The 23878-nt window shown below is 63.9% G+C and carries 21 protein-coding genes and 1 pseudogene; 7 read left to right on the top strand and 15 right to left on the bottom strand.

Going from position 1 to position 23878, the window contains the following annotated elements:
• Positions 1–84: 84 nt before the first annotated feature.
• The 5 genes from AB688_RS21120 to AB688_RS21140 all read right to left on the bottom strand — a co-directional run bounded on the left by AB688_RS21120 (position 85) and on the right by AB688_RS21140 (position 4427).
• On the bottom strand, positions 85–1917 hold the full coding sequence (locus AB688_RS21120; RefSeq protein WP_054893869.1) for an ABC transporter ATP-binding protein: 1833 nt from the start codon (positions 1915–1917) through the stop codon (positions 85–87).
• The gene (locus AB688_RS21125; protein ID WP_063545785.1) at positions 1910–2542 is read right to left on the bottom strand and encodes a DsbA family protein; all 633 of its coding nucleotides are present in this window, start codon (positions 2540–2542) and stop codon (positions 1910–1912) included. Before AB688_RS21125 ends, AB688_RS21120 begins: the two co-directional genes overlap by 8 nt.
• 3 nt (positions 2543–2545) lie before the next feature.
• Positions 2546–3478, bottom strand: coding sequence for a rhodanese-related sulfurtransferase (locus AB688_RS21130; protein ID WP_054893867.1), 933 nt, complete (start codon positions 3476–3478; stop codon positions 2546–2548).
• Between the two features lie 117 nt (positions 3479–3595).
• Positions 3596–3892, bottom strand: coding sequence for a BolA family protein (locus tag AB688_RS21135; protein ID WP_054893866.1), 297 nt, complete (start codon positions 3890–3892; stop codon positions 3596–3598).
• 10 nt (positions 3893–3902) lie between these two features.
• Entirely contained in the window at positions 3903–4427 is a 525-nt protein-coding gene (locus tag AB688_RS21140) for a DUF2059 domain-containing protein (RefSeq protein ID WP_054893865.1), read from the bottom strand.
• Positions 4428–4584: 157 nt separating this feature from the next.
• On the opposite strand from AB688_RS21140, the gene AB688_RS21145 reads away from it, so the two are divergent.
• A complete protein-coding gene (locus AB688_RS21145) occupies positions 4585–5979 on the top strand; it encodes a class II fumarate hydratase (protein WP_063545786.1) in 1395 nt (464 codons plus the stop codon).
• 58 nt (positions 5980–6037) lie between these two features.
• Here the strand turns inward: AB688_RS21145 and AB688_RS21150 are convergent, their stop codons facing one another.
• Positions 6038–7000 (bottom strand): DMT family transporter, encoded by a 963-nt coding sequence (locus tag AB688_RS21150; RefSeq protein ID WP_054893863.1) that lies wholly within the window; start codon positions 6998–7000, stop codon positions 6038–6040.
• 137 nt (positions 7001–7137) lie between these two features.
• A complete protein-coding gene (gene pap, locus AB688_RS21155; protein WP_063545787.1) occupies positions 7138–8631 on the bottom strand; it encodes a polyphosphate:AMP phosphotransferase in 1494 nt (497 codons plus the stop codon).
• Positions 8632–8763: 132 nt separating this feature from the next.
• Here pap and mnmC point away from each other — a divergent pair, with 132 nt between their 5' ends.
• The 5 genes from mnmC (at position 8764) to AB688_RS21180 (ending at position 16015) form a co-directional block, all read left to right on the top strand.
• On the top strand, positions 8764–10749 hold the full coding sequence (gene mnmC / locus AB688_RS21160) for a bifunctional tRNA (5-methylaminomethyl-2-thiouridine)(34)-methyltransferase MnmD/FAD-dependent 5-carboxymethylaminomethyl-2-thiouridine(34) oxidoreductase MnmC (RefSeq protein ID WP_063545788.1): 1986 nt from the start codon (positions 8764–8766) through the stop codon (positions 10747–10749).
• 123 nt (positions 10750–10872) lie between these two features.
• The gene (locus tag AB688_RS21165; RefSeq protein WP_054893860.1) at positions 10873–12660 is read left to right on the top strand and encodes an N-acetylglutaminylglutamine amidotransferase; all 1788 of its coding nucleotides are present in this window, start codon (positions 10873–10875) and stop codon (positions 12658–12660) included.
• Between the two features lie 3 nt (positions 12661–12663).
• Positions 12664–14406 (top strand): N-acetylglutaminylglutamine synthetase, encoded by a 1743-nt coding sequence (gene ngg / locus AB688_RS21170; RefSeq protein ID WP_054893859.1) that lies wholly within the window; start codon positions 12664–12666, stop codon positions 14404–14406.
• Between the two features lie 84 nt (positions 14407–14490).
• Complete coding sequence (locus tag AB688_RS21175; protein WP_063545789.1) at positions 14491–15675, top strand: osmoprotectant NAGGN system M42 family peptidase; 1185 nt, start codon at positions 14491–14493, stop codon at positions 15673–15675.
• Positions 15676–15787: 112 nt separating this feature from the next.
• On the top strand, positions 15788–16015 hold the full coding sequence (locus AB688_RS21180) for a YheU family protein (protein ID WP_054893888.1): 228 nt from the start codon (positions 15788–15790) through the stop codon (positions 16013–16015).
• Here AB688_RS21180 and csrA read toward each other — a convergent pair.
• Together csrA and AB688_RS21190 are read right to left on the bottom strand one after the other, a co-directional pair.
• Entirely contained in the window at positions 16012–16200 is a 189-nt protein-coding gene (gene csrA, locus AB688_RS21185) for a carbon storage regulator CsrA (protein ID WP_063545790.1), read from the bottom strand. The genes AB688_RS21180 and csrA overlap by 4 nt on opposite strands.
• Positions 16201–16332: 132 nt before the next feature.
• Entirely contained in the window at positions 16333–17145 is an 813-nt protein-coding gene (locus AB688_RS21190; RefSeq protein ID WP_063545791.1) for an SDR family oxidoreductase, read from the bottom strand.
• 233 nt (positions 17146–17378) lie between these two features.
• On the opposite strand from AB688_RS21190, the gene AB688_RS27270 reads away from it, so the two are divergent.
• A complete protein-coding gene (locus AB688_RS27270) occupies positions 17379–17531 on the top strand; it encodes a DUF3309 family protein (RefSeq protein ID WP_065862157.1) in 153 nt (50 codons plus the stop codon).
• A gap of 102 nt (positions 17532–17633) precedes the next feature.
• Here AB688_RS27270 and AB688_RS27275 read toward each other — a convergent pair.
• The 6 genes and pseudogenes from AB688_RS27275 to AB688_RS21220 all read right to left on the bottom strand — a co-directional run.
• Positions 17634–18620: pseudogene (locus AB688_RS27275) on the bottom strand (response regulator); the annotation flags it as partial.
• Positions 18520–19923, bottom strand: coding sequence for a transporter substrate-binding domain-containing protein (locus tag AB688_RS27280; protein ID WP_063545793.1), 1404 nt, complete (start codon positions 19921–19923; stop codon positions 18520–18522). The gene AB688_RS27280 and the pseudogene AB688_RS27275, both read right to left, overlap by 101 nt.
• 148 nt (positions 19924–20071) lie before the next feature.
• Positions 20072–20551: a CS1 type fimbrial major subunit gene (locus AB688_RS21205; RefSeq protein WP_063545794.1), complete on the bottom strand. Its 480-nt coding sequence runs from the start codon at positions 20549–20551 to the stop codon at positions 20072–20074.
• A 193-nt stretch (positions 20552–20744) separates the two neighbouring features.
• A complete protein-coding gene (locus tag AB688_RS21210) occupies positions 20745–22409 on the bottom strand; it encodes a cation acetate symporter (protein ID WP_063545795.1) in 1665 nt (554 codons plus the stop codon).
• Positions 22406–22717: a DUF485 domain-containing protein gene (locus AB688_RS21215; protein ID WP_063545796.1), complete on the bottom strand. Its 312-nt coding sequence runs from the start codon at positions 22715–22717 to the stop codon at positions 22406–22408. Before AB688_RS21215 ends, AB688_RS21210 begins: the two co-directional genes overlap by 4 nt.
• A 188-nt stretch (positions 22718–22905) precedes the next feature.
• Complete coding sequence (locus tag AB688_RS21220; protein ID WP_063545797.1) at positions 22906–23766, bottom strand: glycine betaine ABC transporter substrate-binding protein; 861 nt, start codon at positions 23764–23766, stop codon at positions 22906–22908.
• Between the last annotated feature and the right edge of the window lie 112 nt (positions 23767–23878).

A 23878-nucleotide genomic window follows, 5' to 3' on the forward strand; every position in this document is an offset into this window, starting at 1 on the left:
CCAGACAAGCACAGCGTAGGCCATTTGCCATAACTGCGCGGAGCTTTTTGTCGCAGCCACTGCACCTATTGATGCACCGCCCGATCAGGACTGTTGCAGGTGCCCATACAGCTTGGCGTACAACCCGCCTTCGGCGATGAGCTGCTGGTGGCCGCCGTCTTCGGCCACATGACCGCCGTCGAATACCAGAACCCGATCAGCCTGTTTCACCGCTGACAGGCGATGGGCAATGATCAGGGTGGTGCGGCCGCTGAGGAAGCGCGCCAGGGCCTGATGGAGGTTGTATTCGGTGGCCGCATCGAGGGCCGAGGTGGCCTCGTCGAGAATCACCACCTTCGGCTCGGCCAGTACCATGCGGGCAATCGCCAGGCGTTGACGCTGGCCCCCGGACAGGCGCACACCAGAGCGCCCCACCACACTGTCCAATCCCTGCGGCAGCGCGGCGATGGTGGCATCGAGCTGGGCAATGCGCAGCGCCTGCCAACAGGCGTCGTCACTGCACTCGCGGCCCATGGTCAGGTTGGCGCGCACACTGTCGTTGAACAACGACGGATGCTGCAGCACCACCGCGACATGTTCGCGCAGGGTCTCCAGGCCGATCTCCTGAAGGCTGGCACCGCCAAAGCGAATGGTCCCGGCCTGGGCGCTGTACAACCCCAGCAGCAGCTGAACCAGCGTACTCTTGCCGCCGCCGCTGGCACCGACGATAGCCACCTTCTCGCCCGGAGCGATGGACAGGTCCAGGTGATCGAGCACCGGCTCATCGGCATAGGCGAAGCGCAGGTCGCGCACCTCGATACCCACCGTCGCGTGCCCCGCGAACGGATCACAGGCGGCCGGATACTGCGGCTCGTCCTCTCGCGACAGCAACTCGTTGAGCCGGCTCAGCGCACCACCGGCCGCGTAATAGGCGTACTGCAGGTTGAGCAACTGTTCCACCGGGCCGATCATGAACCACAGGTAGCTGAACACAGCCAGCATCTGCCCGATCGACAGGTCGGAGAACAACACCGTGAGCATCGCCGCAGCACGGAAAATGTCGATGCCGAACTGGAACAGCAGACCGCTGGCCCGACCACTGGCGTCACTCTTCCACTGCGAGGCCACCGCATAGTCGCGTACCTCCCGCGCACGTACTCCCAGGCGCCCAAGGAAATAGCCCTGGCGGTTGCTTGCGCGGATTTCCTGGATGGCGTCGAGGGTCTCGCTCAGCGCCTGGGTAAAACGTCCGGTACTGTCGTTCTCGAGCTTCTTCAGGTGCTTGACCCGCTTGCCCAACTGCACGGTGAAATAGATCACCAACGGGTTGAACAGCAGGATCAGAAGCGCCAGCTTCCAGTGCATCCAGATCAGGATCGCCGCAGTGCCGGTAAGCGTCAGCATGGCCACCAGGAAGCGGCTGAGCGTTTCACCGACGAACTTGTCCAGGGTATCCAGGTCGGTGACCAGATGCGTAGTGACCGTGCCACTGCCCAGGCTTTCATACTCCTTGAGCGAGATCCGCTTGAGCCGCTCGATCAGGCGGATTCGCAAGCGGTACACGATATCCTTGGCCAGCCCGGCGAACTGCCTGGCCTGGATCACGCCGAAGGCCAGCGAGGCCAGGCGCAGGCTGAGGGTCGCAACCAGCATCAAGCCGATATAACCGGCTGCCACCTGCCACTGGCTCGGCAGGAACTGGTTCATCCATTTCAAGGCAGCGTCGCCATGGCCCAGCAGCACTTCATCGACCAGCAAGGGCAGCAGCAAGGGAATCGGCACGCTGCAGAGGGCGGCAAGCACGGCAACCAGGTTGGCAGTCCACAAGGCCTTCTTGTGGTGCAGCGCCAGGCGGCGGATTTCCGCCCAGCTCAGACGATCGTGCGCAACGGGGGGCTTCCCCGGCACAGGGTCGCTAGACCCTGGCAGATCAAGCACAGGCAGCCTGCTGCAGCCAGCGGCCCAGCAACGGCTGCAGGCGATCGAGCGGCTGATAGCCGTTGGTCAGCAGGGCCAGTTGACCATTGCGCTCGGCCAGCAGGGTCGGGAAGCCGGCGATACCCAGGTCCTGAACCCAGGCAAAGTCGGCTGTCGTGGTCGTGCGGGTCTCGACGCTTGCGAACGCTGCAGAAAACCGTTCGCGGTCGAAGCCTGCCTGCTCGGCCAGGTCCACCAGTTGCGGGGCACGGGTGACATCCAGGCCCTGTTCGTAGAACGCGCCCTGGATCAGCTTGAGCAGCGCCCAACCGCGCTCGGCATCGAGATCACGCGCCGTGACCAAGGCGCGGCAGGCCGGCTCGGTGTCATAGACGAACCCGTCAGGCATGGCGCCCTCGAAGCAAAACGCCTGACCAGTGGCCTCGGCGACCGCCTGCCAATGCTCGAGGATGTACTTGCGCGTCGAGCTATCCAACGCGCTGCTACCGCTGCGCAGGCCACCCACCACCAGGCGCGTCGGCACACCGGCATCCCGCGCCTGGGCGATCAACGCCTCGGCCACGGGAGCGAAGCCCCAGCACCAGGAACACATCGGGTCCATCACATAGAGCAGGCGTGCAGTCATGCATCAGGCCTCGGCTTTGTAGTTGTAACCGATCGGGTGCGGCAAGTTGCGCGCCTTGGCCAGCTCGATCTGCTTCTGGCGGTCGATGGCGCTGCGCCGGGTCTTCTCGCTCAGGGTGTCCCAGCAATGCGGGCAGCTCACCCCGGGCGAATAATGCTCGGACGCACGGTCATCCGCATTGATCGGATGGCGGCAGGCATGGCACTGGTCGTACTCGCCCTCGGACAGGTCGTGGCGCACCGTGACGCGGTTGTCGAAGACGAAGCAGTCGCCGTCCCAGAGGCTTTCTTCCTGAGGCACTTCCTCGAAGTATTTCAGGACCCCACCCTTAAGATGATAGACCTCCTCGAAGCCTTCACCGAGCATGTAGCTGGACGCTTTTTCACAGCGAATGCCGCCGGTGCAGAACATCGCGACCTTCTTGTGTCTGCTCGGGTCGAAGTTGGCCTTGATGTAGTCGGGAAACTCGCGGAAGGTCTCGGTCTTCGGATCGATGGCGCCCTTGAAGGTGCCGATGGCCACTTCATAGTCATTGCGGGTGTCGATCAGCAGCACTTCGGGGTCGCTGATCAGCGCGTTCCAGTCCTTGGGTTCGACATAGGTGCCGACCTGCTTGTTGGGGTCGACGCCCGGCACGCCGAGGGTGACGATCTCTTTCTTGAGCTTGACCTTGGTGCGGTAGAACGGCTGCTCATCGCAGTACGACTCTTTATGGTCGACATCCGCCAGGCGCGGGTCGTTGCGCAGCCAGGCCAGCAGGCCGTCGATACCTTCACGGGTACCGGAGACCGTGCCATTGATACCCTCGAGCGCCAGCAGCAAAGTGCCTTTGACGTCGTTGTCCTGCAGGGTTTTCAACAATGGCTCGCGCAGGTCGAGGTAGTCTTCGAGGGTGACGAACTTATAGAGCGCCGCCACGACGATCGGTTGGGACATGAATCTGTATCTCCAGGTGGTTGCCCTCGTAAGGGGCGGACCGGGTTTGACAAAAAACACGGGGGCCGCAAAGCGGCCCCCGGATGAAGCGGATTCTACCAGAACGACGGACAGGTTTCAGTGCCCGCCGCCGGCACACACCGGCGAGGCCGGCGCCGCCCCTACCTGCGCCCATTCTTCGGGCGTGTAGGTGTGGATGGCCAGGGCATGAATCTCGCCCATCAGCTCGCCCATGGTGGCGTAGACCTTCTGGTGACGCTTGACGCTGTTCAGGCCGGCGAACTGCTCGCTGACCAGCACCGCCTTGTAGTGCGTCTCCTGCCCACGACTGTGCATGTGGCTTTCATTCAGCACCTGCAGGTGCTGATCGCCAAGCGCTGCCAGTTGCTGCTCGATGCGTTGTTGCATGCTCATCGATTCAGGCTCACTTCTTCGCCGGAGCGGCGGCCTTGCCAGCGTTCGGGTCAAGCTCCTTGGTCATGTCGTCCAGCAGCTTGTTCACCACCGGCACTGCAGGCTCCAGGCTCTGCTGGGTCAGCTGGGCCGACTGCTGGGTGACCTTGGGCATTTCGCGCAGGACTTTCTTGCCCAGCGGCGACTCGTAGAACTTGACCAGGTCGTTGAGCTCCTGCTCGGTGAAGGTCGCGGTGTACAGGTTGACCATCTGCGGCTTGAGCTTCTTCCAGCCAATGGCATTGTCCAGGGCGGCGTTGGCCTTGGCCTGGTAGCTGTCGAGCACGGATTTCTTCGCGGCCGGGGCCTTGGTCTGCTCGAAGCGCTGGGCGAACATCTGCTGGACCTGCATGTACACCGGGGTGCCCAGCTTGTCGGCATTGGCCAGGGTCAGGAATTTCTCGGCGGCGGCGTTGTGGCTGGCAGTTGCGGCGAGGACCTGGCCGCTGGCACAGGCCAGGGCGACGGCGGCAAAGAGGACACGGAGGCGGGTCATTGCAATTCCTTCATGAGAGGGTGAGGCGGATACCTCAGAGTAGAGCATTCTGCGCCGCGATGGGCACTGTGCTCAAGTGGGAAGACGAGCGATTGACCGCCCGGGTGGATCAGGGCCTAAACTGCGACTTCTGACTGAACAAAGGAGTGAGCGCAGCATGAGCCGTATCGAGACAGACAGCCTGGGCCCGGTCGAAGTTCCAGAGGACGCCTACTGGGGTGCGCAAACCCAGCGCTCGCTGATCAACTTCGCCATCGGCAAGGAGCGCATGCCCCTGGCTGTCCTCCACGCCCTGGCGCTGGTCAAGAAAGCCGCGGCACGAGTCAACGACCGTAACGGCGACCTGCCAGCCGACATTGCCCGACTGATCGAACAAGCCGCCGACGAAGTGCTCGACGGCGAACACGACGATCAGTTCCCGCTGGTGGTCTGGCAGACCGGCAGTGGCACCCAGAGCAACATGAACGTCAACGAAGTGATTGCCGGGCGCGCCAACGAACTGGCTGGCAAGGGCCGTGGCGGCAAGGTGCCAGTCCACCCGAACGACCACGTCAACCGCTCGCAGAGCTCCAACGACTGCTTCCCTACCGCCATGAGCATCGCCGCCGCCCAGGCCGTGCATGGCAAGTTGCTGCCGGCCATCGCCGAGTTGTCGTCGGGCCTGGCAGAACTGTCGGCGCGTCACTCGAATCTGGTCAAGACTGGCCGCACGCACATGATGGACGCCACGCCCATCACCTTCGGCCAGGAAATCTCGGCCTTCGTTGCCCAGCTTGACTACGCCCAGCGGGCAATTCGCGCCACCCTTCCGGCAGTTTGTGAACTGGCCCAGGGCGGCACGGCCGTCGGCACCGGTCTCAACGCCCCACACGGCTTTGCCGAAGCCATTGCCGCTGAGCTCGCGGCGCTGTCCGGCCTGCCCTTTGTCACCGCACCGAACAAGTTCGCCGCCCTCGCCGGCCATGAGCCACTGACCAGCCTGGCTGGCGCGCTCAAAACTCTCGCCGTGGTCCTGATGAAGATCGCCAACGACCTGCGCCTGCTGGGTTCCGGCCCGCGTGCCGGGCTTGCCGAGGTACGCCTGCCGGCCAACGAACCAGGCAGCTCCATCATGCCGGGCAAGGTCAATCCGACCCAATGCGAAGCCCTGTCGATGCTGGCCTGTCAGGTACTGGGCAACGATGCGGCGATCGGCTTCGCGGCCAGCCAGGGGCACTTGCAGTTGAATGTGTTCAAGCCGGTGATCATCCACAACCTGCTGCAGACGATCGAACTGTTGGCCGATGGCTGCCACAACTTCCAGGAGCACTGCGTGGCCGGCATCGAGCCGGACGCCGAACAGATGGCCGCCCACCTGGAGCGCGGGTTGATGCTGGTGACGGCGCTGAACCCGCACATCGGCTACGACAAGGCTGCGGAAATTGCCAAGAAGGCGTACAGCGAGGGCAAGACCCTGCGCGAGGCAGCGCTGGAGCTCAAGTACCTGACCAACGAGCAGTTCGACCAGTGGGTGCGCCCGGAAAACATGCTGGCACCGGGGGCCAAGGGCTGATCCTGAGCCGATAGGGGCCTCTTCGCGGGCTTGCCCGCGAAGAGGCCATCGCCGATTATCAGCGAACCTCTGCCACCCTGGCCCGCCGCGCCCGCCACCCCGCCACCAGCGAAGGCCCCAGCGCCACCAGTGCCGACCCTGCCACCACCGTCACCGCCCCGGCATAGCCGAGCGCATTGATCTGTTCGGCATGCACGTACTCCGGCCACACCCAGGCCGATAGCGCCACCGCAATAAAGGTGACCAGCGGCGTCAGTGCCAAGGTCGCACTCACCCGCGATGCTTCCCAATGCGCCAAAGCCTCGGCAAATGCGCCATAGGCGACCAGGGTGTTCAGGCAGCACGCCAGCAGCAACCAGCCTTGTACAGCCGTCAGTTGCAGCGCCTCCAGCGGGTGCGCCCAAGGCGTCAGCAGCGCCGCGCAGCACAGGTAGATCACCATCATTACCTGCTGCGAATGCCAGACCGTCAGCAACTGCTTCTGACTCAGGGCATAGAACACCCAGATGCTGGTGGCCAGGATGATCGTCAGTACACCGGTGGTATAGGTCCCAAGTGATGTCAGCAGCTCGTCCAGGCGCTGGTTGAAGAACAGCCCGAAACCGGCCAGCAACACCAGCAACCCGATACCCTGGCCCAAGCTGAAACGCTCTTTGAACACAAACACACTGGCCACCAGCAACAGCACCGGCCCCAGTTGCACCACCAACTGCGCAGTACCAGGGCTGAGCAGTTTGAGACCGACCAGATACAGCACGTAGTTACCCATCAGCCCACACACGGCCACCGCTACCAGGCCCAAGCCCTTGCGCCCTAGCCGCTGGACTGGCGGCAGGCGCCGGTTGGCGGCCAGCCAGGCGAACAACAGGCCGCCGGAGACCAGCAGCCGATACCAGGTGACCGTGATCGGATCCATCACCTGCAGCACCTGCTTGAGCTTGATCGGCAGAATGCCCCACAGCAGCGCGGTCAGCAGCGCCAGGAACAGACCATGGACCCAGCGTCCGGAAGAAATGTGCATAGCGTCCTCGATCAATGCCCTGAGTGGGGTGATTGAAGTCTAAGGGCTGCAAAGATGGGGCTGGCAGAAAGTGGCGGGAAAAGAATTCATCAGGTCATTCCCGCGGGGCATGGCTGCCCCGCGGCGGACGGGATGCGTCACTTCTTGTGCCTGGCGAACGCCGCTTCCAGTGCATCGTTGATGGTGCGCAGCACCTTGACCCGCGCCCAGCGCTTGTCGTTGGCCTCTACCAGCGTCCAGGGCGAAATCTCGGTGCTGGTACGATCGACCATGTCACCCACCGCCTCGGCGTATACATCCCACTTGTCACGGTTACGCCAGTCTTCCTCGGTGATCTTGTAGCGCTTGAACGGGATCTCTTCACGTTCCTCGAAGCGCTGCAACTGTGTCTCTTGGTCGATTGCCAGCCAGAACTTCACGACCACGATGCCCGAGTTGCTCAACTGTTCCTCGAAATCATTGATCTCGCCATAGGCGCGCATCCAGTCCGCCGGGGTGCAGAATCCTTCGACTCGCTCCACCAGCACCCTGCCGTACCAGGAGCGGTCGAAGATGGTGAACTTGCCGCGCGCCGGTACATGCCGCCAGAACCGCCAGAGGTAGGGCTGGGCTCGCTCCTCTTCGGTGGGCGCAGCGATCGGCACGATGCGGTACTGGCGTGGGTCCAGCGCGGCGGCCACGCGACGAATCGCCCCACCCTTGCCCGCAGCATCGTTGCCTTCGAACACCGCGACAAGGGCGTGCTCGCGCATGCGCTTGTGCCGCAACAGCCCGGCCAGGCGCGCCTGCTCGGCGACCAGCTGCTTCTGGTAGTCGTGCTTGTCGAGGCGCCGGGTGAGATCCAGCGCGCCGAGCAAGCTCAACTGATCGATACTGCGCCCCAATGGCGCGACATTGCCCTGGTGCTTGCCCTTCGGCGCATTGGCCAGCGCCGCGTTCAGGCTTTCGAGCAGAATGCGCCCGGCCGCCAGCGCACGGTAGTGCGGATCGACACCCTCGATCACATGCCAGGGCGCGTAGTCGCGGCTGGTGCGCCGCAGAACCCGCTCACCGAAACGTACGAAGCGGTCGTAGGTCTCGGACTGCTGCCAGTCCAGCGGACTGATGCGCCAACTGTGCAGCGGATCGTCGCGCAGCACCTTGAGCCGGGTCTTCATCTGTTTCTTGGAGAGGTGGAACCAGAACTTGATGATCAGTGCACCTTCGTCGCAAAGCATCTGCTCCAGGCGCTCGGCGCCGGTGATGGCCTGGTCGAGCACCGCATCCTTGAAGCGACCATGCACCCGCCCCTGCAACATCTGGCTGTACCAGTTGCCGAAGAACACGCCCATTCGCCCTTTGGGCGGTAGTGCACGCCAGTATCGCCAGGCGGGTGGGCGCGCCAGTTCTTCGTCGGTCTGCTGGTCGAAGGTGAGCACATCGATCATCCGCGGGTCCATCCACTCGTTGAGCAGCTTGACCGTTTCGCCCTTGCCGGCACCCTCGACACCGTTGATCAGTACGATGACCGGGAAACGCGCCTGCTGCTTGAGCTCGAACTGGGCCTCCAGCAACGCCTCGCGCAGGGCCGGCAATTCGGCCTCGTAGGTTTCCTTGTCAATGCTGTGACCGATTTCCGCGGATTCGAACATGGCTCACTCCTTCGATGGATAAGCAAGAGTAGCGGATTGCACGCCAGTCTTGCGCCCTCTTCACCACGGCGGATACAGCGTCGGCGACGCAGATGGCATAAAATCTTCGCTTCACTGCCAGCCGAACCGACCATGCCTGATACCCCACTCCCCCAGCACGCCCAGATCGACTGGGACGACCAGGGCCGCCCCCACTCGCGGCAATACGACGACGTCTATTTCTCGAAGAACGAGGGCGTGCACGAAACGGTATACGTCTTCCTCGAGCGCAACCACCTGGCCCGGCGCTTCGCCGAGCTTGCGCCGCACGCCTGCCTGGTGATCGGCGAGACCGGTTTTGGTACCGGCATGAACTTCTTCTGTGCCTGGCAACTGTTCGCAGAAAAAGCCCACCCCGAGGCGCGGCTGCATTTCGTCAGTGTCGAGAAGTACCCGCTGAGTCGCGCCGACCTGGCCCGCGCGGCAGCGCTGTGGCCGGAGCTTTCGCCCTTCAGCGACCCCTTGCTGGCGCAGTATGTGGCCGTGCACCCAGGCTTCCAGCAGTTCAGCTTCGAGCAGGGCCGGGTCACCCTCACCCTGCTGGTCGGTGACGTGCTGGAACAGTTGCCCCAGCTCGACGCGCCCATCGACGCCTGGTTTCTGGATGGTTTCGCCCCGGCGAAGAACCCGGACATGTGGACCCCGGAACTGTTCGCGCAACTGGCACGGCTGTCACGCCCCGGCACCACGCTGGGGACCTTCACCACCACAGGTTGGGTGCGCCGCGGCCTGGCAGCCGCCGGTTTTGCCATCAAGAAAGTGCCGGGGCTGGGCAAGAAGTGGGAAGTGATGGGGGGAGAGTTCGTCGGCTGGCCTGAAGACCTGCCGACGCCGCCACAACCAGCCCCCTGGTATGCACGCCCTGCACCCGTGGACGGCCCCCGTCGCGCGCTGGTCATCGGCGCCGGGCTGGCCGGTTGCGCCAGCGCCGCCAGCCTGGCTGCACGCGGTTGGCAGGTCGAAGTGCTGGAACGCCACGACGCCCCGGCCCGAGAGGCCTCCGGCAACCCCCAGGGCGTGCTGTACCTGAAGCTGTCGGCACACGGCACCGCCTTGTCGCAGATGATCCTCGCCGGGTTCGGCTACACCCGCCGTTGGCTCGAACGCCTGCAGCGTGGCCGCGACTGGGACGACTGCGGCGTGCTGCAACTGGCCTTCGACACCAAGGAAACCGAACGCCAGGCCAAACTTGCCGGCGCCTTCGACAGCAGCCTGCTGCAGTGCCTGGATCGCGAGCAGGCCGAGGCGATCGCCGGGGTCGCCCTGGCCAGCGGTGGGCTGTTCTACCCCGAGGGCGGCTGGGTGCACCCGCCCGCACTGTGCCACGCGCAACTGCAACACCCGCGCATTCGCCTGCTCAACCATCACCAGGTGATCGAACTGCGCCGCGTCGACGGTCTGTGGCAAGCCTGGGACGGCGAACGGTTGCTGGCCAGTGCGCCGCTGGTGGTGCTGGCCGGTGCCGCTGAGATACGCAACTTCGAGGCATGCGCCGAGCTGCCGCTCAAGCGTATCCGCGGACAGATCACCCGCCTGCCGCTGACCGAGCGCAGCCAGGCGCTGGGCACCGTGGTCTGCGCCGACGGCTACGTCGCCCCGGCGCGCGATGGCGAGCACACCCTCGGCGCCAGTTTCGACTTCCATAGCCTCGACCTCGCTCCCACTGCCGGCGAGCACGCAAGCAATCTTGGTCTGCTGGAAGCGATTTCTGCCGACCTGGCGCAGCGGCTCGACACGGCCGCACTGGATCCGGAACAGTTGCAGGGGCGCGCAGCGTTTCGCTGCACCAGCCCGGATTACCTGCCGATTGTCGGGCCGCTGGCCGATCCTGCTGCGTTCAGCACGACCTATTCAATGCTGGCCAAGGATGCCCGACAGGTTCCGGCGATCGCCTGCCCCTGGCTGGAAGGCTTGTACGTCAACAGCGGCCACGGCTCACGCGGCCTGATTACCGCGCCTTTGAGCGGCGAGCTGATTGCCGCCTGGGCCAGTGGCGAACCACTGCCGGTACCTCGGGCCGTGGCCGAGGCCTGTCATCCAAACCGCTTCACGCTGCGCAAGCTGATTCGCGGCAAATGAAACAGCACCCACCCATCCCATATAACAGATTGATCTAAAACTCCCGCAAATCCCCTGGGTCAGTTCCTTAAGGTGCCCCATGTGGGGGCACTCTTTCCCCAACGGCAAAACCGGTAAGGACTTATGTGCGGATTAGCAGGAGAGTTGCGTTTCACCCCCATCGACCAAGCCCCCCGCCCGGCGGATCTCGCCGCGGTGGAGCGCATCACCCATCATCTGGCGCCACGTGGCCCTGATGCCTGGGGCTTCCACAGCCAGGGGCCGATCGCCCTCGGCCATCGGCGTCTGAAGATCATGGACCTGTCCGACGGCTCGGCGCAGCCGATGGTCGACAACACCCTCGGCCTGTCCCTGGCGTTCAACGGCGCCATCTACAACTTCCCGGAGCTGCGCCAGGAACTGCAGGACCTGGGCTATAACTTCTGGTCAGACGGCGACACCGAAGTGCTGCTCAAGGGCTACCACGCCTGGGGCGCCGCGCTGCTGCCCAAGCTCAACGGCATGTTCGCCCTGGCCATCTGGGAGCGCGACAACCAGCGCCTGTTCCTGGCCCGCGACCGCCTCGGCGTCAAGCCGCTGTACCTGTCGCGCAACGGCGAGCGCCTGCGCTTCGCCTCGACCCTGCCGGCGCTGCTCAAAGGCGGCGACATCGATCCGATGATCGACCCGGTGGCGCTCAATCACTACCTCAACTTCCACGCCGTGGTGCCAGCACCGCGCACGATGCTGGCCAACGTGCAGAAGCTCGAGCCCGGGACCTGGATGCGCATCGACCGCCACGGCGAAGTCGAGCGCCAGACCTGGTGGCAACTGCATTACGGCCCAACCCCGGACGAACAGGACCTCGACCTCGAAGGCTGGACCACCCGCGTGCTCGATGCCACTCGCGATGCCGTGGCGATCCGCCAGCGCGCGGCTGTGGATGTCGGCGTGCTGCTGTCAGGCGGTGTCGACTCCAGCCTGCTGGTCGGCTTGCTGCGCGAGGTCGGCGTGGACGACCTGTCGACTTTCTCCATCGGTTTCGAGGATGCCGGCGGCGAACGTGGCGACGAGTTCCAGTACTCGGACCTGATCGCCAAGCACTACGGCACCCGCCACCACCAGCTGCGCATCGCGGAACACGAGATCATCGATCAGTTGCCGGCCGCCTTCCGCGCCATGAGCGAGCCGATGGTCAGCCATGACTGCATCGCCTTCTACCTGCTTTCGCGTGAAGTCGCCAAGCACTGCAAGGGCGTGCAGAGCGGCCAGGGCGCCGACGAGTTGTTCGCCGGCTATCACTGGTACCCGCAGGTGAATGGTGCCGAGGATGCCTTCGCTGCCTATCGCGAGGCGTTCTTCGACCGTAGCCACGACGAATACCGCGACACCGTGCAGGCCCCCTGGTTGCTGGACAACGATGCCGCTGGCGATTTCGTCCGCGAGCACTTCGCCCGTCCCGGTGCAACCCATGCGGTGGACAAGGCCCTGCGCCTGGACAGCACGGTGATGCTGGTAGACGACCCGGTCAAGCGTGTCGACAACATGACCATGGCCTGGGGGCTGGAGGCACGTACGCCGTTCCTCGACTATCGCCTGGTCGAACTTTCTGCCCGTATCCCGGCCCGCTTCAAGCTGCCCGACGGCGGCAAGCAGGTGCTCAAGCAGGCGGCGCGACGGGTCATTCCCCATGAAGTCATCGATCGCAAGAAGGGCTACTTCCCCGTACCCGGCCTCAAGCACCTGGAGGGCGCGACCCTTGGCTGGGTACGCGAACTGCTGACCGACCCGAGCCAGGACCGTGGCCTGTTCAACCCGGCCATGCTCGATCGCCTGCTGAGCAACCCCCACGGCCAGCTCACCCCACTGCGCGGCTCCAAGCTGTGGCAACTGGCGGCCCTGAACCTGTGGCTCAGCGAACAAGGAATCTGACCGATGAAAGCCCATAGTGCCTATGGCCAGCGCCTGTTGCGCGGCCAGGCGCCCTCCTACGAACGCCTGCAGGCACGCCTGGCCGGTGACGGCAGCGACCCCCACGACCAGCCGCGCGCCGTGCACTGCGGCTGGGGACGGTTGCTGATCGGCCACACCTACCCTGACCCTGCACAACTTGCCGAGGCCATGCTCGACGAACAGCCCGGCGAACGTGACATCGCCCTGTACGTGGCGGCCCCCCAGCAGTTGCTGGCCCAGGCGCCGCAACAGTTGTTTCTCGACCCCTCCGACACCCTGCGCCTGTGGTTCACCGACTACCGCCCGGCCCAGCGCGTATTCCGCGGGTTTCGCATCCGCCGCGCCCAGGCCGAAGGCGACTGGCAGGCGATCAACACGCTGTATCAGGCGCGCGGCATGATGCCGGTCAATCCCGAGCTACTCACCCCGCGCCACCTGGGTGGCCCGGTGTACTGGATTGCCGAGGACGAGGACACCGGCGCTGTGATCGGCAGCGTCATGGGTCTGAACCACAGCAAGGCTTTCGACGACCCTGAACACGGCAGCAGCCTGTGGTGCCTGGCCGTCTCCCCGCAGTGCAGCCGTCCGGGTGTCGGCGAAGTGCTGGTGCGCCATCTGGTCGAGCACTTCATGAGCCGCGGCCTGGCCTACCTCGACCTGTCGGTGATGCACGACAACCGCCAGGCCAAGCGGCTTTACCAGAAGCTGGGCTTTCGTAACCTGCCCACCTTCGCCGTCAAGCGCAGGAATGGCATCAACCAGGAACTGTTCCTCGGCCCTGGCCCTGAAGCCGGGCTCAATCCCTACGCGCGGATCATCGTCAACGAAGCCCTGCGCCGTGGTATCGAAGTCCAGGTAGACGACGCCAGCGCCGGGCTGTTCACCCTGAGCCTGGGCGGTCGCAGGATTCGCTGTCGCGAATCGCTGAGTGACTTGACCAGCGCCGTGACCATGACCCTGTGCCAGGACAAGCGCCTGACCCGCAAGGTGTTGCACGATGCCGGCCTGCAGGTGCCTGCCCAGCAACTGGCCGGCAACGCCGACGACAACCTGGCTTTTCTCGAAGAGCATGGCGCCGTGGTGGTCAAGCCGGTCGATGGCGAGCAGGGCCAGGGCGTCGCGGTCAACCTCACCGAATACGACGAGATCAGCCAGGCTGTGGAGCACGCCCGGCGTTTCGACAGCCGCGTGCTGCTGGAGAGCTTCCACGCCGGTTTCGACCTGCGCATCCTGGTGATCGGCTTCGAGGTAGTGGCCGCCGCCATTCGCCATCCGGCCGAGGTGATCGGCGACGGCAAGCACACCATAAAGGCGCTGATCGAGGCCCAGAGCCGCCGTCGCCAGGCCGCAACCGGGGGTGAAAGCCGCATCCCGATGGATGAGGAAACCGAGCGCACCCTGCGCGCCTCCGGGCTGGGTTTTGAAGACGTATTGCCGGCAGGCCAGCGCCTGGCGGTGCGGCGCACGGCGAACCTGCACACTGGCGGCACCCTGGAAGATGTCACCGAACAGTTGCACCCGGTGCTCGCCGATGCGGCGGTGAGGGCTGCACGGGCACTGGAAATTCCGGTGGTCGGGCTGGACCTGATGGTGCGCGATGCGCAGCAGCCGGACTACGTGATCATCGAAGCCAACGAGCGGGCCGGGCTGGCCAACCATGAACCGCAGCCGACTGCGGAGCGGTTCGTGGATCTGCTGTTCCCGCATAGCCAGCCCCTGGCCTGAATCGCTGCTGGCCTTTTCGCGGACAAGCCCTTGTTCGAACGGGCTTGCCCGCGAAAAAGCCCGCAAAGACCCCAAGGAGTACCCATGTCCGAACGACTCCCCGAACCCGACCTGGACTACCTCAAGCGCGTCCTCCTGGAGATGCTCGCCATCCCCAGCCCCACCGGCTTCACCGATACCATCGTGCGCTACGTAGCCGAGCGCCTGGACGAACTGGGCATCCCCTTCGAGCTGACCCGCCGTGGCACCATCCGCGCCACGCTCAAGGGCCGTCAGAGTTCGCCCGATCGCGCCGTCTCGGCACACCTGGACACCATCGGCGCCAGCGTGCGGCAGTTGCAGGACAACGGCCGCCTGGCACTGTCGGCAGTAGGTCACTGGTCCAGCCGCTTCGCCGAAGGCAGCCGGGTCAGCGTGTTCACCGACACCGGCGTGTTTCGCGGCAGCGTGCTGCCGTTGATGGCCAGCGGGCACGCGTTCAACACCGCCATCGACCAGATGCCGATCAGCTGGGAACACGTTGAGGTGCGCCTGGACGCCTACTGCGCTACCCGCGCCGATTGCGAGGCGCTGGGCATCGGCATCGGCGACTTCGTCGCCTTCGACCCGCTACCGGAATTCACCGACAGCGGCCATATCAGCGCCCGTCACCTGGACGACAAAGCCGGCGTGGCGGCATTGCTCGCAGCCCTCAAGGCCGTGGTGGAAAGTGGCCGCCAACCGCTGATCGACTGCCATCCGCTGTTCACCATCACTGAGGAAACCGGCTCGGGGGCCGCAGGCGCGCTGCCTTGGGATGTCAGCGAGTTCGTCGGCATCGACATCGCCCCGGTGGCGCCGGGACAGGCGTCCAGCGAGCATGCGGTAAGCGTGGCGATGCAGGACTCGTCAGGCCCGTACGACTACCATCTGTCCCGTCATCTGCTCAAGCTCGCAAGCGACCAGGAGTTGCCGGTACGCCGCGACCTGTTCCGCTACTACTTCAGCGACGCCCACTCGGCGGTCACGGCCGGGCACGATATCCGCACTGCGCTGGTGGCGTTCGGTTGCGACGCCACTCACGGTTACGAGCGCACCCACATCGACAGCCTGGCTGCACTGAGCCGCCTGTTGTCGGCGTACCTGCTCAGCCCGCCCGTGTTCGCCAGCGACTCGCAACCGGCCAATGCTTCTCTGGAGCGCTTCAGTCATCAACTGGAGCATGATGCGCAAATGGAGAGCGATACCCGGGTGCCAGCGGTCGATAGCCTGGTGGGCAACAAGAGCTGAACCTGGCGGCGGCGTCTACGCGGTTCAACCCGCTCAGACGTCGCCGACGATTAACGTCCCTGCCCCACTTTCAAGTAGCATGCAGCCCAACCTGCCCAACCCGATAGCCAACATGCTGATCCCCTACGACCAACTCGAAGCCGACACCCTCACCCGCCTGATCGAAGACTTCGTCACCCGCGACGGCACCGACAACGGCGACGACACCCCGCTGGAAACCCGCGTGCTGCGCGTGCGCCAGGCCTTGGCCAAAGGCCAGGCATTCATCCTCTTCGACCTCGAAAGCCAGCAGTGCCAGTTACTGGCCAAGCATGATGTGCCACGGGAGTTGCTGGATTAAGACGAGGAGCTGCGCTCCAGCTCCTGCTCCTTGATACGCTTGTAAATCTCCGAGCGGTGCACCACCACTTCACGCGGTGCACTGATCCCGAAGCGCACCACACCCCCTTCGACGGCCATCACTTTGATGCGGATGTTCTCGCCGATGGTGACGACCTCGCCGACATCACGTCCGATTACCAACATGCTCCGATCCTCCAGACCCAGGGAAAATCCGAGCCTGCTATGGGCATTCGGCCTATTCAATCATTCAGCTGTGAAATAGACCGCACCTACCCAGATCGGTAAAAAGACCTACAGACGGCACCTGCAGAACAGCTACTGCCCTGGCCGCGCCTTGGCCCGCATCTTTACCGCCATACTGGCCATCTCGTCATAGAGCACCTGCGGGGCTTGGCACTTCAGACGCCAGGCATCGCGCCCGGCCTCGTGTGGCAGAATCAGGAATTCGCCCGCCGCGACCTGAGCGTGGATGTAGTCGGCAATCTGTGCGGCAGTGATGGGCGAGCCTTCCAGCAGCTTGCCGACTTGCGCCTTCATCGCCGGATTCGGCCCGCGGAAAGAGTCGAGCAGGTTGGTCTGGAAGAACGAGGGGCACACCACATGCACCCCCACCTCGAGCTGGCGCAACTCCACCAGCAGGCTTTCCGAAAGCGCCAGCACACCGGCCTTGGCGACGTTGTAGTTGCTCATCCCCGGCCCTTGCATCAGCGCCGCCATCGAAGCGATGTTGATGATGCGCCCCTTGCTGCGCTCGAGCAGTGGCAAAAACGCCTTGCAGCCCTTGACCACGCCCATCAGGTTGACTGCGATCTGCCAGTCCCAGTCTTCAAGCGACAGCTCGGCGAAGAACCCGCCCGAGGCGACGCCCGCGTTGTTGACGATCACATCGATGCCGCCGAATTGTTCTTCGCAGGCTTGGGCCAAGGCGGTGAGCTGGCTGTAGTCACGCACGTCGCAACGCTGCACGAAACCATCGCCGCCTGCTGCACGTACCTGCTCCAGGGTTTCGCGCAGGCCAGCATCGTTGACATCTGCCAGCGCCAGGCGCCAACCCTCCCGAGCCCAGCGCAGGGCGATCTCGCGGCCCAGGCCGGATCCTGCGCCTGTGATCATGATGCGGTTTTGCATGGTGACGGGCCTTGTGCCGACTGAATTGCAACCGAGTCTAATCAACGTCGGACAGCCAGGCAGGATTCATCAGGATAGTGAATGCAAGCCCATGACCGTTCAGTCAGTGCCGAGCTCGTCGACCTGCAAGGGGCAGACACACAAATGGAATCTTTCAGGTCCGGCAACAGTCCGAATTTACAAGAGGCCAGCAGTTCCAGGCCCTTGACCCCAACCACGCAAGGATTTCGCCCATGACCACGATCCTCATCATCATCCTGATCCTGCTGCTGATCGGTGGCTTACCGGTCTTCCCCCATTCGCGCAGCTGGGGTTATGGCCCGTCCGGCATCGTCGGTGCCGTACTGGTGGTGCTGCTGGTGCTGTTGTTGCTCGGGATGATATGACGCCATCGCCATGCCGCCAGTGGCGGCATGGCGCTTGAGCTGGCGATCCAGTTGCTGCATCGCCGCGCGCAAGGCGCGCACGTCTGCGCTCAATTGCTCCGGCGCTGGTAACGGCTCGGTGCAGGTTCGTTCGAGACGTTCGCACAATTCCACCAGAGCGCTGGCGCGCACGATGCGCGCAGCGCCCTTGACCCGATGGGCCAGTTGCGCAAGTGCCTGCGGCTGGCTCCTGAACGCCTGCAAGCACTTGAGATCACTACGGTTGCTGCTGCGCAGATCGGACAGCAAGGCATTGAGCGCAGCTTGGTCCTTGCCCACCAGGCGCATCAGATGGCCCATGTCCAGAATCGATTGCCCGCATGCGTTCTCCTGTGAGGGTGGACGACACGCCGTCAGTACCCGCTCCAGGTCTTGCAGCCCCAGCGGTTTGAACAGGCAACTGTCCATGCCCGCAGCCCGGCAGCGGTTTCGCTCATCGACCAGGGCGCTGGCCGTGAGCCCGATCACCCGACAGCGCGGACGCTCGCTGCGCCGCTCATGTTCGCGGATTGCCCGCGCCAGTGCGTGCCCACCGAGGCGTGGCATGTTGCAATCGCTGATCACGACATCGAAATGCTCCTTCAGCCACAAGCGCAGGGCCTGCGTGCCGTCTTCGGCGACGCGGGCCTGATGGCCGAGGTAATCGAGCTGTTGGGCCAGCAACAGGCGGTTGGCCGGATAGTCATCGACCACCAGCACCCGCAATCTGGCGAAGTGCGTCATGGGCGTGGGCACGGCGGGCTCCTCACGGGCTTCCTGCGCGGTCAGCAAAGGCAGCTCAAGGTGAATGCACACCCGTGTTCCCTGCCCCAGCACACTGTCCAGCCTCAGGTGCCCGCCCATCATCTGGCACAGGCTGCGGCTGATGGCCAGACCCAGCCCGGCGCTGTGCCGTGGCGATTGTCGTTGGTTGCTGGCCTGGCGAAACAGTTGGCCAAGGGCGGCCAGCTCATCGGCGGCAATGCCGATCCCGGTGTCCTCCACGGCAAGCTCGACCGACAGCCTGGCCCCCTGCGCACGCGCCTGCAAATCCAACCCGGACATGGCCATCGCCGGTGAACTTGATCGCATTGCTCAGAACGTTGGCGAGGATCTGCTTGAAGCGCAGAGGATCGAGCATGACCTCGCACGCCTGTGCACCGCACATGTCCAGTTCCAACACCAGGCCCTTGGCCCGCGCCTGCGCTTCGAACAACTGAACCACGCTGGCCACCTGCTCACCCAGCACGACCCGCTGCGGCGCCAGTTGCAAACGCCCGGCTTCGATCCGGCTGACATCGAGAATGTCACCGATCAACTCGAGCAGGCCGCGCGCGGCATCGGTGGCCACTTCGATGGCCATGCGGTCGAGAACACCTTGGCCCGCCTTGCGCTGGGCCAGTTCGAGCATGCCCAGCAGGGCGTGCAGCGGAGTGCGGATTTCATGGCTCATGGTGGTGAGAAAGCCAGTCTTGGCCTGGTTCGCCGCCTCCGCCTCGCGGCGCGCCCGTGCCGCCTCTCGCTGCAGACGGCGCAGGTAACGAATCCACACCAGCGCCAGCAACAGCAGGCCCAAGGCCGCCGCGAAGCCCCCCAGGATCTTGCCACGATAGCGTGACCAGACCCCGTCCCCCACGATCAGTGGATTGCGCCAGCGGCGCACCAGGGCATCGGTTTCCTGTGGGGCAAGGCTGAGCAGGGCCTTGTTCAGGATGCCCTGCAACGCCTGCTCGCCGCGCGCCGTGGCCAGCGCAAAGTGAGCAGGCGGCAAGGATACGCTGGCCGCGATCTTCACGCGCCCCGGATACCAACGGGCGATCATCGGCCGCGCATCGTCGTAGGCCAGCACCGCCGCGCTCACCTCACCGCGTGCGACCGCGTGCAGTGCCTCGAGTGCCCCGCCATAGGCCTGCAAGCGGATACGCGGGTAGCGCTGGGCCAGGAGGTCCGGCACGGCACTGCCCAGGATCACACCCAGTCGGTGCCCCTCCAGCCCGACCAGGCTCGCAGGGCCGGAGGCGTCTTCACGCGTGACCAGCACCCGTGCCGCGCTCAGGTAAGCCCGACTGAAACTCAGCTCGCGGGCCCGCTGCGGGCTGTAGGGCAAACCGGCAATCACCTGCGCACGCCCCTGACGCACCCACTCGATCATCTGCTCGATAGTGCCTGAGGCTTGCACCTCGAAACGCAACCCGGTGCGCTGGCTGATCAATTGCAGGATGTCCAGGCTCAGTCCCTGCAGCCCCGCCTTGGCATCGCGATAGCTCAGAGGTAGCAACTGTTCGTCCAGCACCACCTTGACCACAGGATTGTCACTGATCCAGCGCTGCTCGGAGGTGCTCAACTGCAAGGCCGCGGGATCGTAGGCCGCCATCGCCAACGGGCTCCAGCGTCGGCGGATCTGCTCATGCGGGGATAGGTTGAAAGATTGGCATAGGCATCATGGCAGGCAATGCCCGCCCCGCCCTGACAAGCATCAGACAGGGGCAGCAACGGGCAATGGAAAGCAGGGAGTGAGCGAATCAGGGGGTGGCGGTTTCGAACATCATGCTCACCAGCCCCTGGTAGCTGCCGGGCACATAGCCGCCGGCTGGCGCGGCTTGAGCCGCGATCTCGAAACCGACCACCGCACCCGGCGCTGCCTGCGCCGCGGTGATGACTTCGGTGGAGGTGGTGCTGAGTGTGGTGCCGGCCACCGACACATCCAGGCCGATGCTGTTCACGCCGTCGCTGACCGCCGCCGGCGACACCAGGTAAGCGGTGATCGGGCCGACGGTGCTCTTGACCTGCAACTGCTTGCGGATCGGCTGCAGTTCGCTGCGGAACGAGTTCCAGGACAGTTCTTGCGGATCGTTCATCCAGTTGCCGCCCACCGGCTCGACGAAGAAGGCATCGGTAGGCACCTGTGCAGTGACCTGGACCTGCTTTTCGATAGGATCGACGGCATATGCCGATGCGACGGTGAACAGTGCGAGGGGCAGGGCCACGAACAGACGTTTCATGAGGAAATCTCCTTGAAGTGATGAGGCGGAATAACGCTTGACTGCGTCACCTGGCCCATTATTCGCGGAGTAATCGACGCATTAACTCAGACCCTTCCCAGCGAGCTTGGGAAATTTCCCAGGGATAGAGAAATGCCATCAGTCAGAAACGACGACGCCCCGGCAAGCGGGGCGTCGTACTCGGCATCAACGATCAGTGGGAAACCGCACCACTGGCGCCCAGGCCGGTCTGCGAGCGAACGAACTGCGGGTAGAACAGTGCACGCTCGTCATCGGCAGCCTTGGACTTGTCGGTGACCGAGAAGAACCAGATACCCGCGAAGGCGATGATCATGGAGAACAGCGCCGGGTACTCGTACGGGTAGATGGCTTTTTCATGACCGAGGATCTGCACCCAGATGGTCGGGCCGAGAATCATCAGGCCAACCGCGCTGACCAGGCCCATCCAGCCGCCAATCATGGCGCCACGGGTGGTCAGCTTCTTCCAGTACATCGAGAGCAGCAGTACCGGGAAGTTGCAGCTTGCGGCGATGGAGAAGGCCAGGCCAACCATGAAGGCGATGTTCTGCTTCTCGAACAGGATACCCAGGCCGATCGCCAGGACGCCCAGGGCGACGGTGGTGATTTTCGACACGCGGATCTCGTCCTTGTCGTTGGCCTTGCCCTTGCGCCATACGCTGGCGTACAGGTCGTGGGAAACTGCCGAGGCGCCCGCCAGGGTCAGGCCGGCAACCACGGCCAGGATGGTGGCGAAGGCCACGGCCGAAATGAAGCCGAGGAAGATGCTACCGCCCACGGCATCGGCCAGGTGCACCGCCGCCATGTTGTTACCGCCCAACAGGGCGCCGGCGGCGTCCTTGAAGTCCGGGTTGGTGCTGACCAGCAGGATCGCGCCGAAGCCGATGATGAAGGTCAGGATGTAGAAGTAACCGATGAAGCCGGTGGCATAGAGCACGCTCTTGCGCGCTTCCTTGGCATCGCTGACGGTGAAGAAGCGCATCAGGATGTGCGGCAGCCCTGCGGTACCAAACATCAGCGCCAGGCCCAGCGAGAAGGCCGAGATCGGATCCTTGACCAGGCCGCCCGGGCTCATGATCGCCTCGCCCTTGGCATGCACCTTGATCGCTTCGGAGAACAGGGTGTTGAAGTCGAAGCCCACATGCTTCATCACCATCAGCGCCATGAAGCTGGCACCGGAGAGCAGCAGCACGGCCTTGATGATCTGCACCCAGGTGGTGGCCAGCATGCCACCGAACAGCACGTACAGGCACATCAGGATGCCGACCAGGATCACCGCGACGTGGTAGTCCAGTCCGAACAGCAACTCGATCAGCTTGCCCGCGCCGACCATCTGCGCGATCAGGTAAAAGGCCACCACCACCAGCGAGCCCGAGGCCGACAGGGTGCGGATCTCTTTCTGCCCGAGACGGTAGGAAGCCACGTCGGCGAAGGTGTACTTGCCCAGGTTGCGCAGGCGCTCGGCGATCAGGAAGAGGATGATCGGCCAGCCGACCAGGAAGCCGATCGAGTAGATCAGGCCGTCGTAGCCGGAGGTGAACACCAGCGCGGAAATACCCAGGAAGGAAGCAGCCGACATGTAGTCACCGGCGATCGCCAGACCGTTCTGGAAGCCGGTGATGCGCCCGCCTGCGGCGTAGTAGTCCGAAGCCGACTTGTTGCGTTTCGAGGCCCAGTAGGTAATCCCCAGGGTGAAGCAGACGAAGGCCAGGAACATGATGATCGCCGACATGTTCAACGGCTGTTTCTGCACCGCGCCGCTGATTGCATCGGCAGCCCACACGGCGGGTGCGAAGGCACCGCAGGCCAGTACGGCCAAGGTTTTGGCGTGACGAATCATTGCTGCGCCTCCTTCAGGATCGCCTTGTTCAGCTCATCGAACTCGCCGTTGGCACGCCGCACATAGATGGCGGTGAGGACGAATGCCGAGAGGATCAGGCCGACGCCCAGAGGAATGCCCCAGGTGATGGAAGAGCCGGGGCTGAGTTTGGCGCCGAGAATCTGCGGGCCATAGGCGATGAGCAGGATGAAAGCGCAGTAGAGGCCGAGCATGATCGCCGACAGGAGCCAGGCGAAACGTTCGCGTTTGGTGACCAGCTCCTTGAAGCGCGGACTTTCTTGTATCGATCGGTAGATGCTGTCGTTCATTGTTTTTGTCCTAGCAGCAACACAGTAAGGGGAGAACCCGCCTTAACTTTATGCTGCCGGTGGACGCCAACCAGACGACCTTAGTCTTAGATGCAACAGTCTTTTACCATTCGGGTAACAAAGTCAGGGCCAATGCGCACTTTGCAGGAGCGGGTTTACCCGCGAAAAGTACCCACTGGCCCTATCGGTTATTTACCCGTCCACTCCTTGACCCGCTCAGGATGCTTGGCCACCCAGTCCTTGGCCGCTGCTTCAGGCTTGGCCCCTTCCTGGATCGCCAGCATCACTTCGCCGATCTCGTCCTTGGACTGCCACTGGAACTTCTTGAGGAACTCGGCCACTTCCGGCGCCTTGGTCGCCAGTTCCTTGCTGCCGATGCTGTTGACGGTTTCCGCCGCACCATAGACGCCCTTGGGATCTTCGAGGAACTTGAGTTTCCATTTGGCGAACATCCAGTGCGGCACCCAGCCGGTGACCGCGATCGACTGCTGCTTGGCATACGAACGCCCAAGTTCCGCCGTCATCGCCGCGCCGGAGCTTGCCGTCAGCTTGTAGCCGGTGAGGTCGTAGTCCTTGATCGCCTGCTCGGTCTTGAGCATGACTCCGGAGCCTGCATCGATGCCGACGATCTTCTGCTTGAAGCTGGTGTCGGTCTTGAGGTCGGCGATGCTGTTGGCCTTGACGTACTCCGGCACGATCAGGCCGATCTTGGCATCCTTGAAGTTGGGGCCGAAGTCGACCACGTTATCCTTGTTCTTGCTCCAGTATTCGCCATGGGTCACCGGCAGCCAGGCTGAAAGCATGGCGTCGAGCTTGCCGGTGGCGACACCCTGCCACATGATGCCGGTGGCCACCGCTTGCAGCTTCACGTCGTAGCCGAGTTTCTGCTTGATCACTTCGGCAGCCACGTTGGTGGTGGCGACGCTGTCGGCCCACCCGTCCACGTAACCGATGCTTACTTCCTTGGCCATGGCCTGTGCAGCACCCATGGCCAACACCAGGGCGCCGGTCACGCCCAGGAAACGTCGCATTCTTGTAGTAGTCGCCATCAAAGCATCCCCTCGTCAGGTCTTGGAGATTGCATCATCAACCTGCGACACAGCGCGACCTGCTCCGTCAGCGACCTTTACCCAACGATAAGCGACAGCACTTCGCCATTAG

The sequence above is a fragment of the Pseudomonas putida genome (assembly GCF_001636055.1).
GTDB classification, from domain to species: domain Bacteria; phylum Pseudomonadota; class Gammaproteobacteria; order Pseudomonadales; family Pseudomonadaceae; genus Aquipseudomonas; species Aquipseudomonas machongensis.

Excerpts from the sequence above, each read along its gene's own strand:
- AB688_RS21205 (WP_063545794.1), bottom strand. The coding sequence starts at position 20,551 with ATGAAACGTCTGTTCGTGGCCCTGCCCCTCGCACTGTTCACCGTCGCA.
- AB688_RS21210 (WP_063545795.1), bottom strand. The coding sequence starts at position 22,409 with ATGATTCGTCACGCCAAAACCTTGGCCGTACTGGCCTGCGGTGCCTTC.
- AB688_RS21150 (WP_054893863.1), bottom strand. The coding sequence starts at position 7,000 with ATGCACATTTCTTCCGGACGCTGGGTCCATGGTCTGTTCCTGGCGCTG.
- AB688_RS27280 (WP_063545793.1), bottom strand. The coding sequence starts at position 19,923 with ATGGCGGCCTACGATCCCGCGGCCTTGCAGTTGAGCACCTCCGAGCAG.
- AB688_RS21130 (WP_054893867.1), bottom strand. The coding sequence starts at position 3,478 with ATGTCCCAACCGATCGTCGTGGCGGCGCTCTATAAGTTCGTCACCCTC.
- mnmC (WP_063545788.1), top strand. The coding sequence starts at position 8,764 with ATGCCTGATACCCCACTCCCCCAGCACGCCCAGATCGACTGGGACGAC.
- AB688_RS21220 (WP_063545797.1), bottom strand. The coding sequence starts at position 23,766 with ATGGCGACTACTACAAGAATGCGACGTTTCCTGGGCGTGACCGGCGCC.
- AB688_RS21175 (WP_063545789.1), top strand. The coding sequence starts at position 14,491 with ATGTCCGAACGACTCCCCGAACCCGACCTGGACTACCTCAAGCGCGTC.
- AB688_RS27270 (WP_065862157.1), top strand. The coding sequence starts at position 17,379 with ATGACCACGATCCTCATCATCATCCTGATCCTGCTGCTGATCGGTGGC.
- AB688_RS21135 (WP_054893866.1), bottom strand. The coding sequence starts at position 3,892 with ATGAGCATGCAACAACGCATCGAGCAGCAACTGGCAGCGCTTGGCGAT.
- AB688_RS21215 (WP_063545796.1), bottom strand. The coding sequence starts at position 22,717 with ATGAACGACAGCATCTACCGATCGATACAAGAAAGTCCGCGCTTCAAG.
- AB688_RS21190 (WP_063545791.1), bottom strand. The coding sequence starts at position 17,145 with ATGCAAAACCGCATCATGATCACAGGCGCAGGATCCGGCCTGGGCCGC.
- AB688_RS21180 (WP_054893888.1), top strand. The coding sequence starts at position 15,788 with ATGCTGATCCCCTACGACCAACTCGAAGCCGACACCCTCACCCGCCTG.
- AB688_RS21140 (WP_054893865.1), bottom strand. The coding sequence starts at position 4,427 with ATGACCCGCCTCCGTGTCCTCTTTGCCGCCGTCGCCCTGGCCTGTGCC.
- AB688_RS21125 (WP_063545785.1), bottom strand. The coding sequence starts at position 2,542 with ATGACTGCACGCCTGCTCTATGTGATGGACCCGATGTGTTCCTGGTGC.
- pap (WP_063545787.1), bottom strand. The coding sequence starts at position 8,631 with ATGTTCGAATCCGCGGAAATCGGTCACAGCATTGACAAGGAAACCTAC.
- csrA (WP_063545790.1), bottom strand. The coding sequence starts at position 16,200 with ATGTTGGTAATCGGACGTGATGTCGGCGAGGTCGTCACCATCGGCGAG.
- ngg (WP_054893859.1), top strand. The coding sequence starts at position 12,664 with ATGAAAGCCCATAGTGCCTATGGCCAGCGCCTGTTGCGCGGCCAGGCG.
- AB688_RS21165 (WP_054893860.1), top strand. The coding sequence starts at position 10,873 with ATGTGCGGATTAGCAGGAGAGTTGCGTTTCACCCCCATCGACCAAGCC.
- AB688_RS21145 (WP_063545786.1), top strand. The coding sequence starts at position 4,585 with ATGAGCCGTATCGAGACAGACAGCCTGGGCCCGGTCGAAGTTCCAGAG.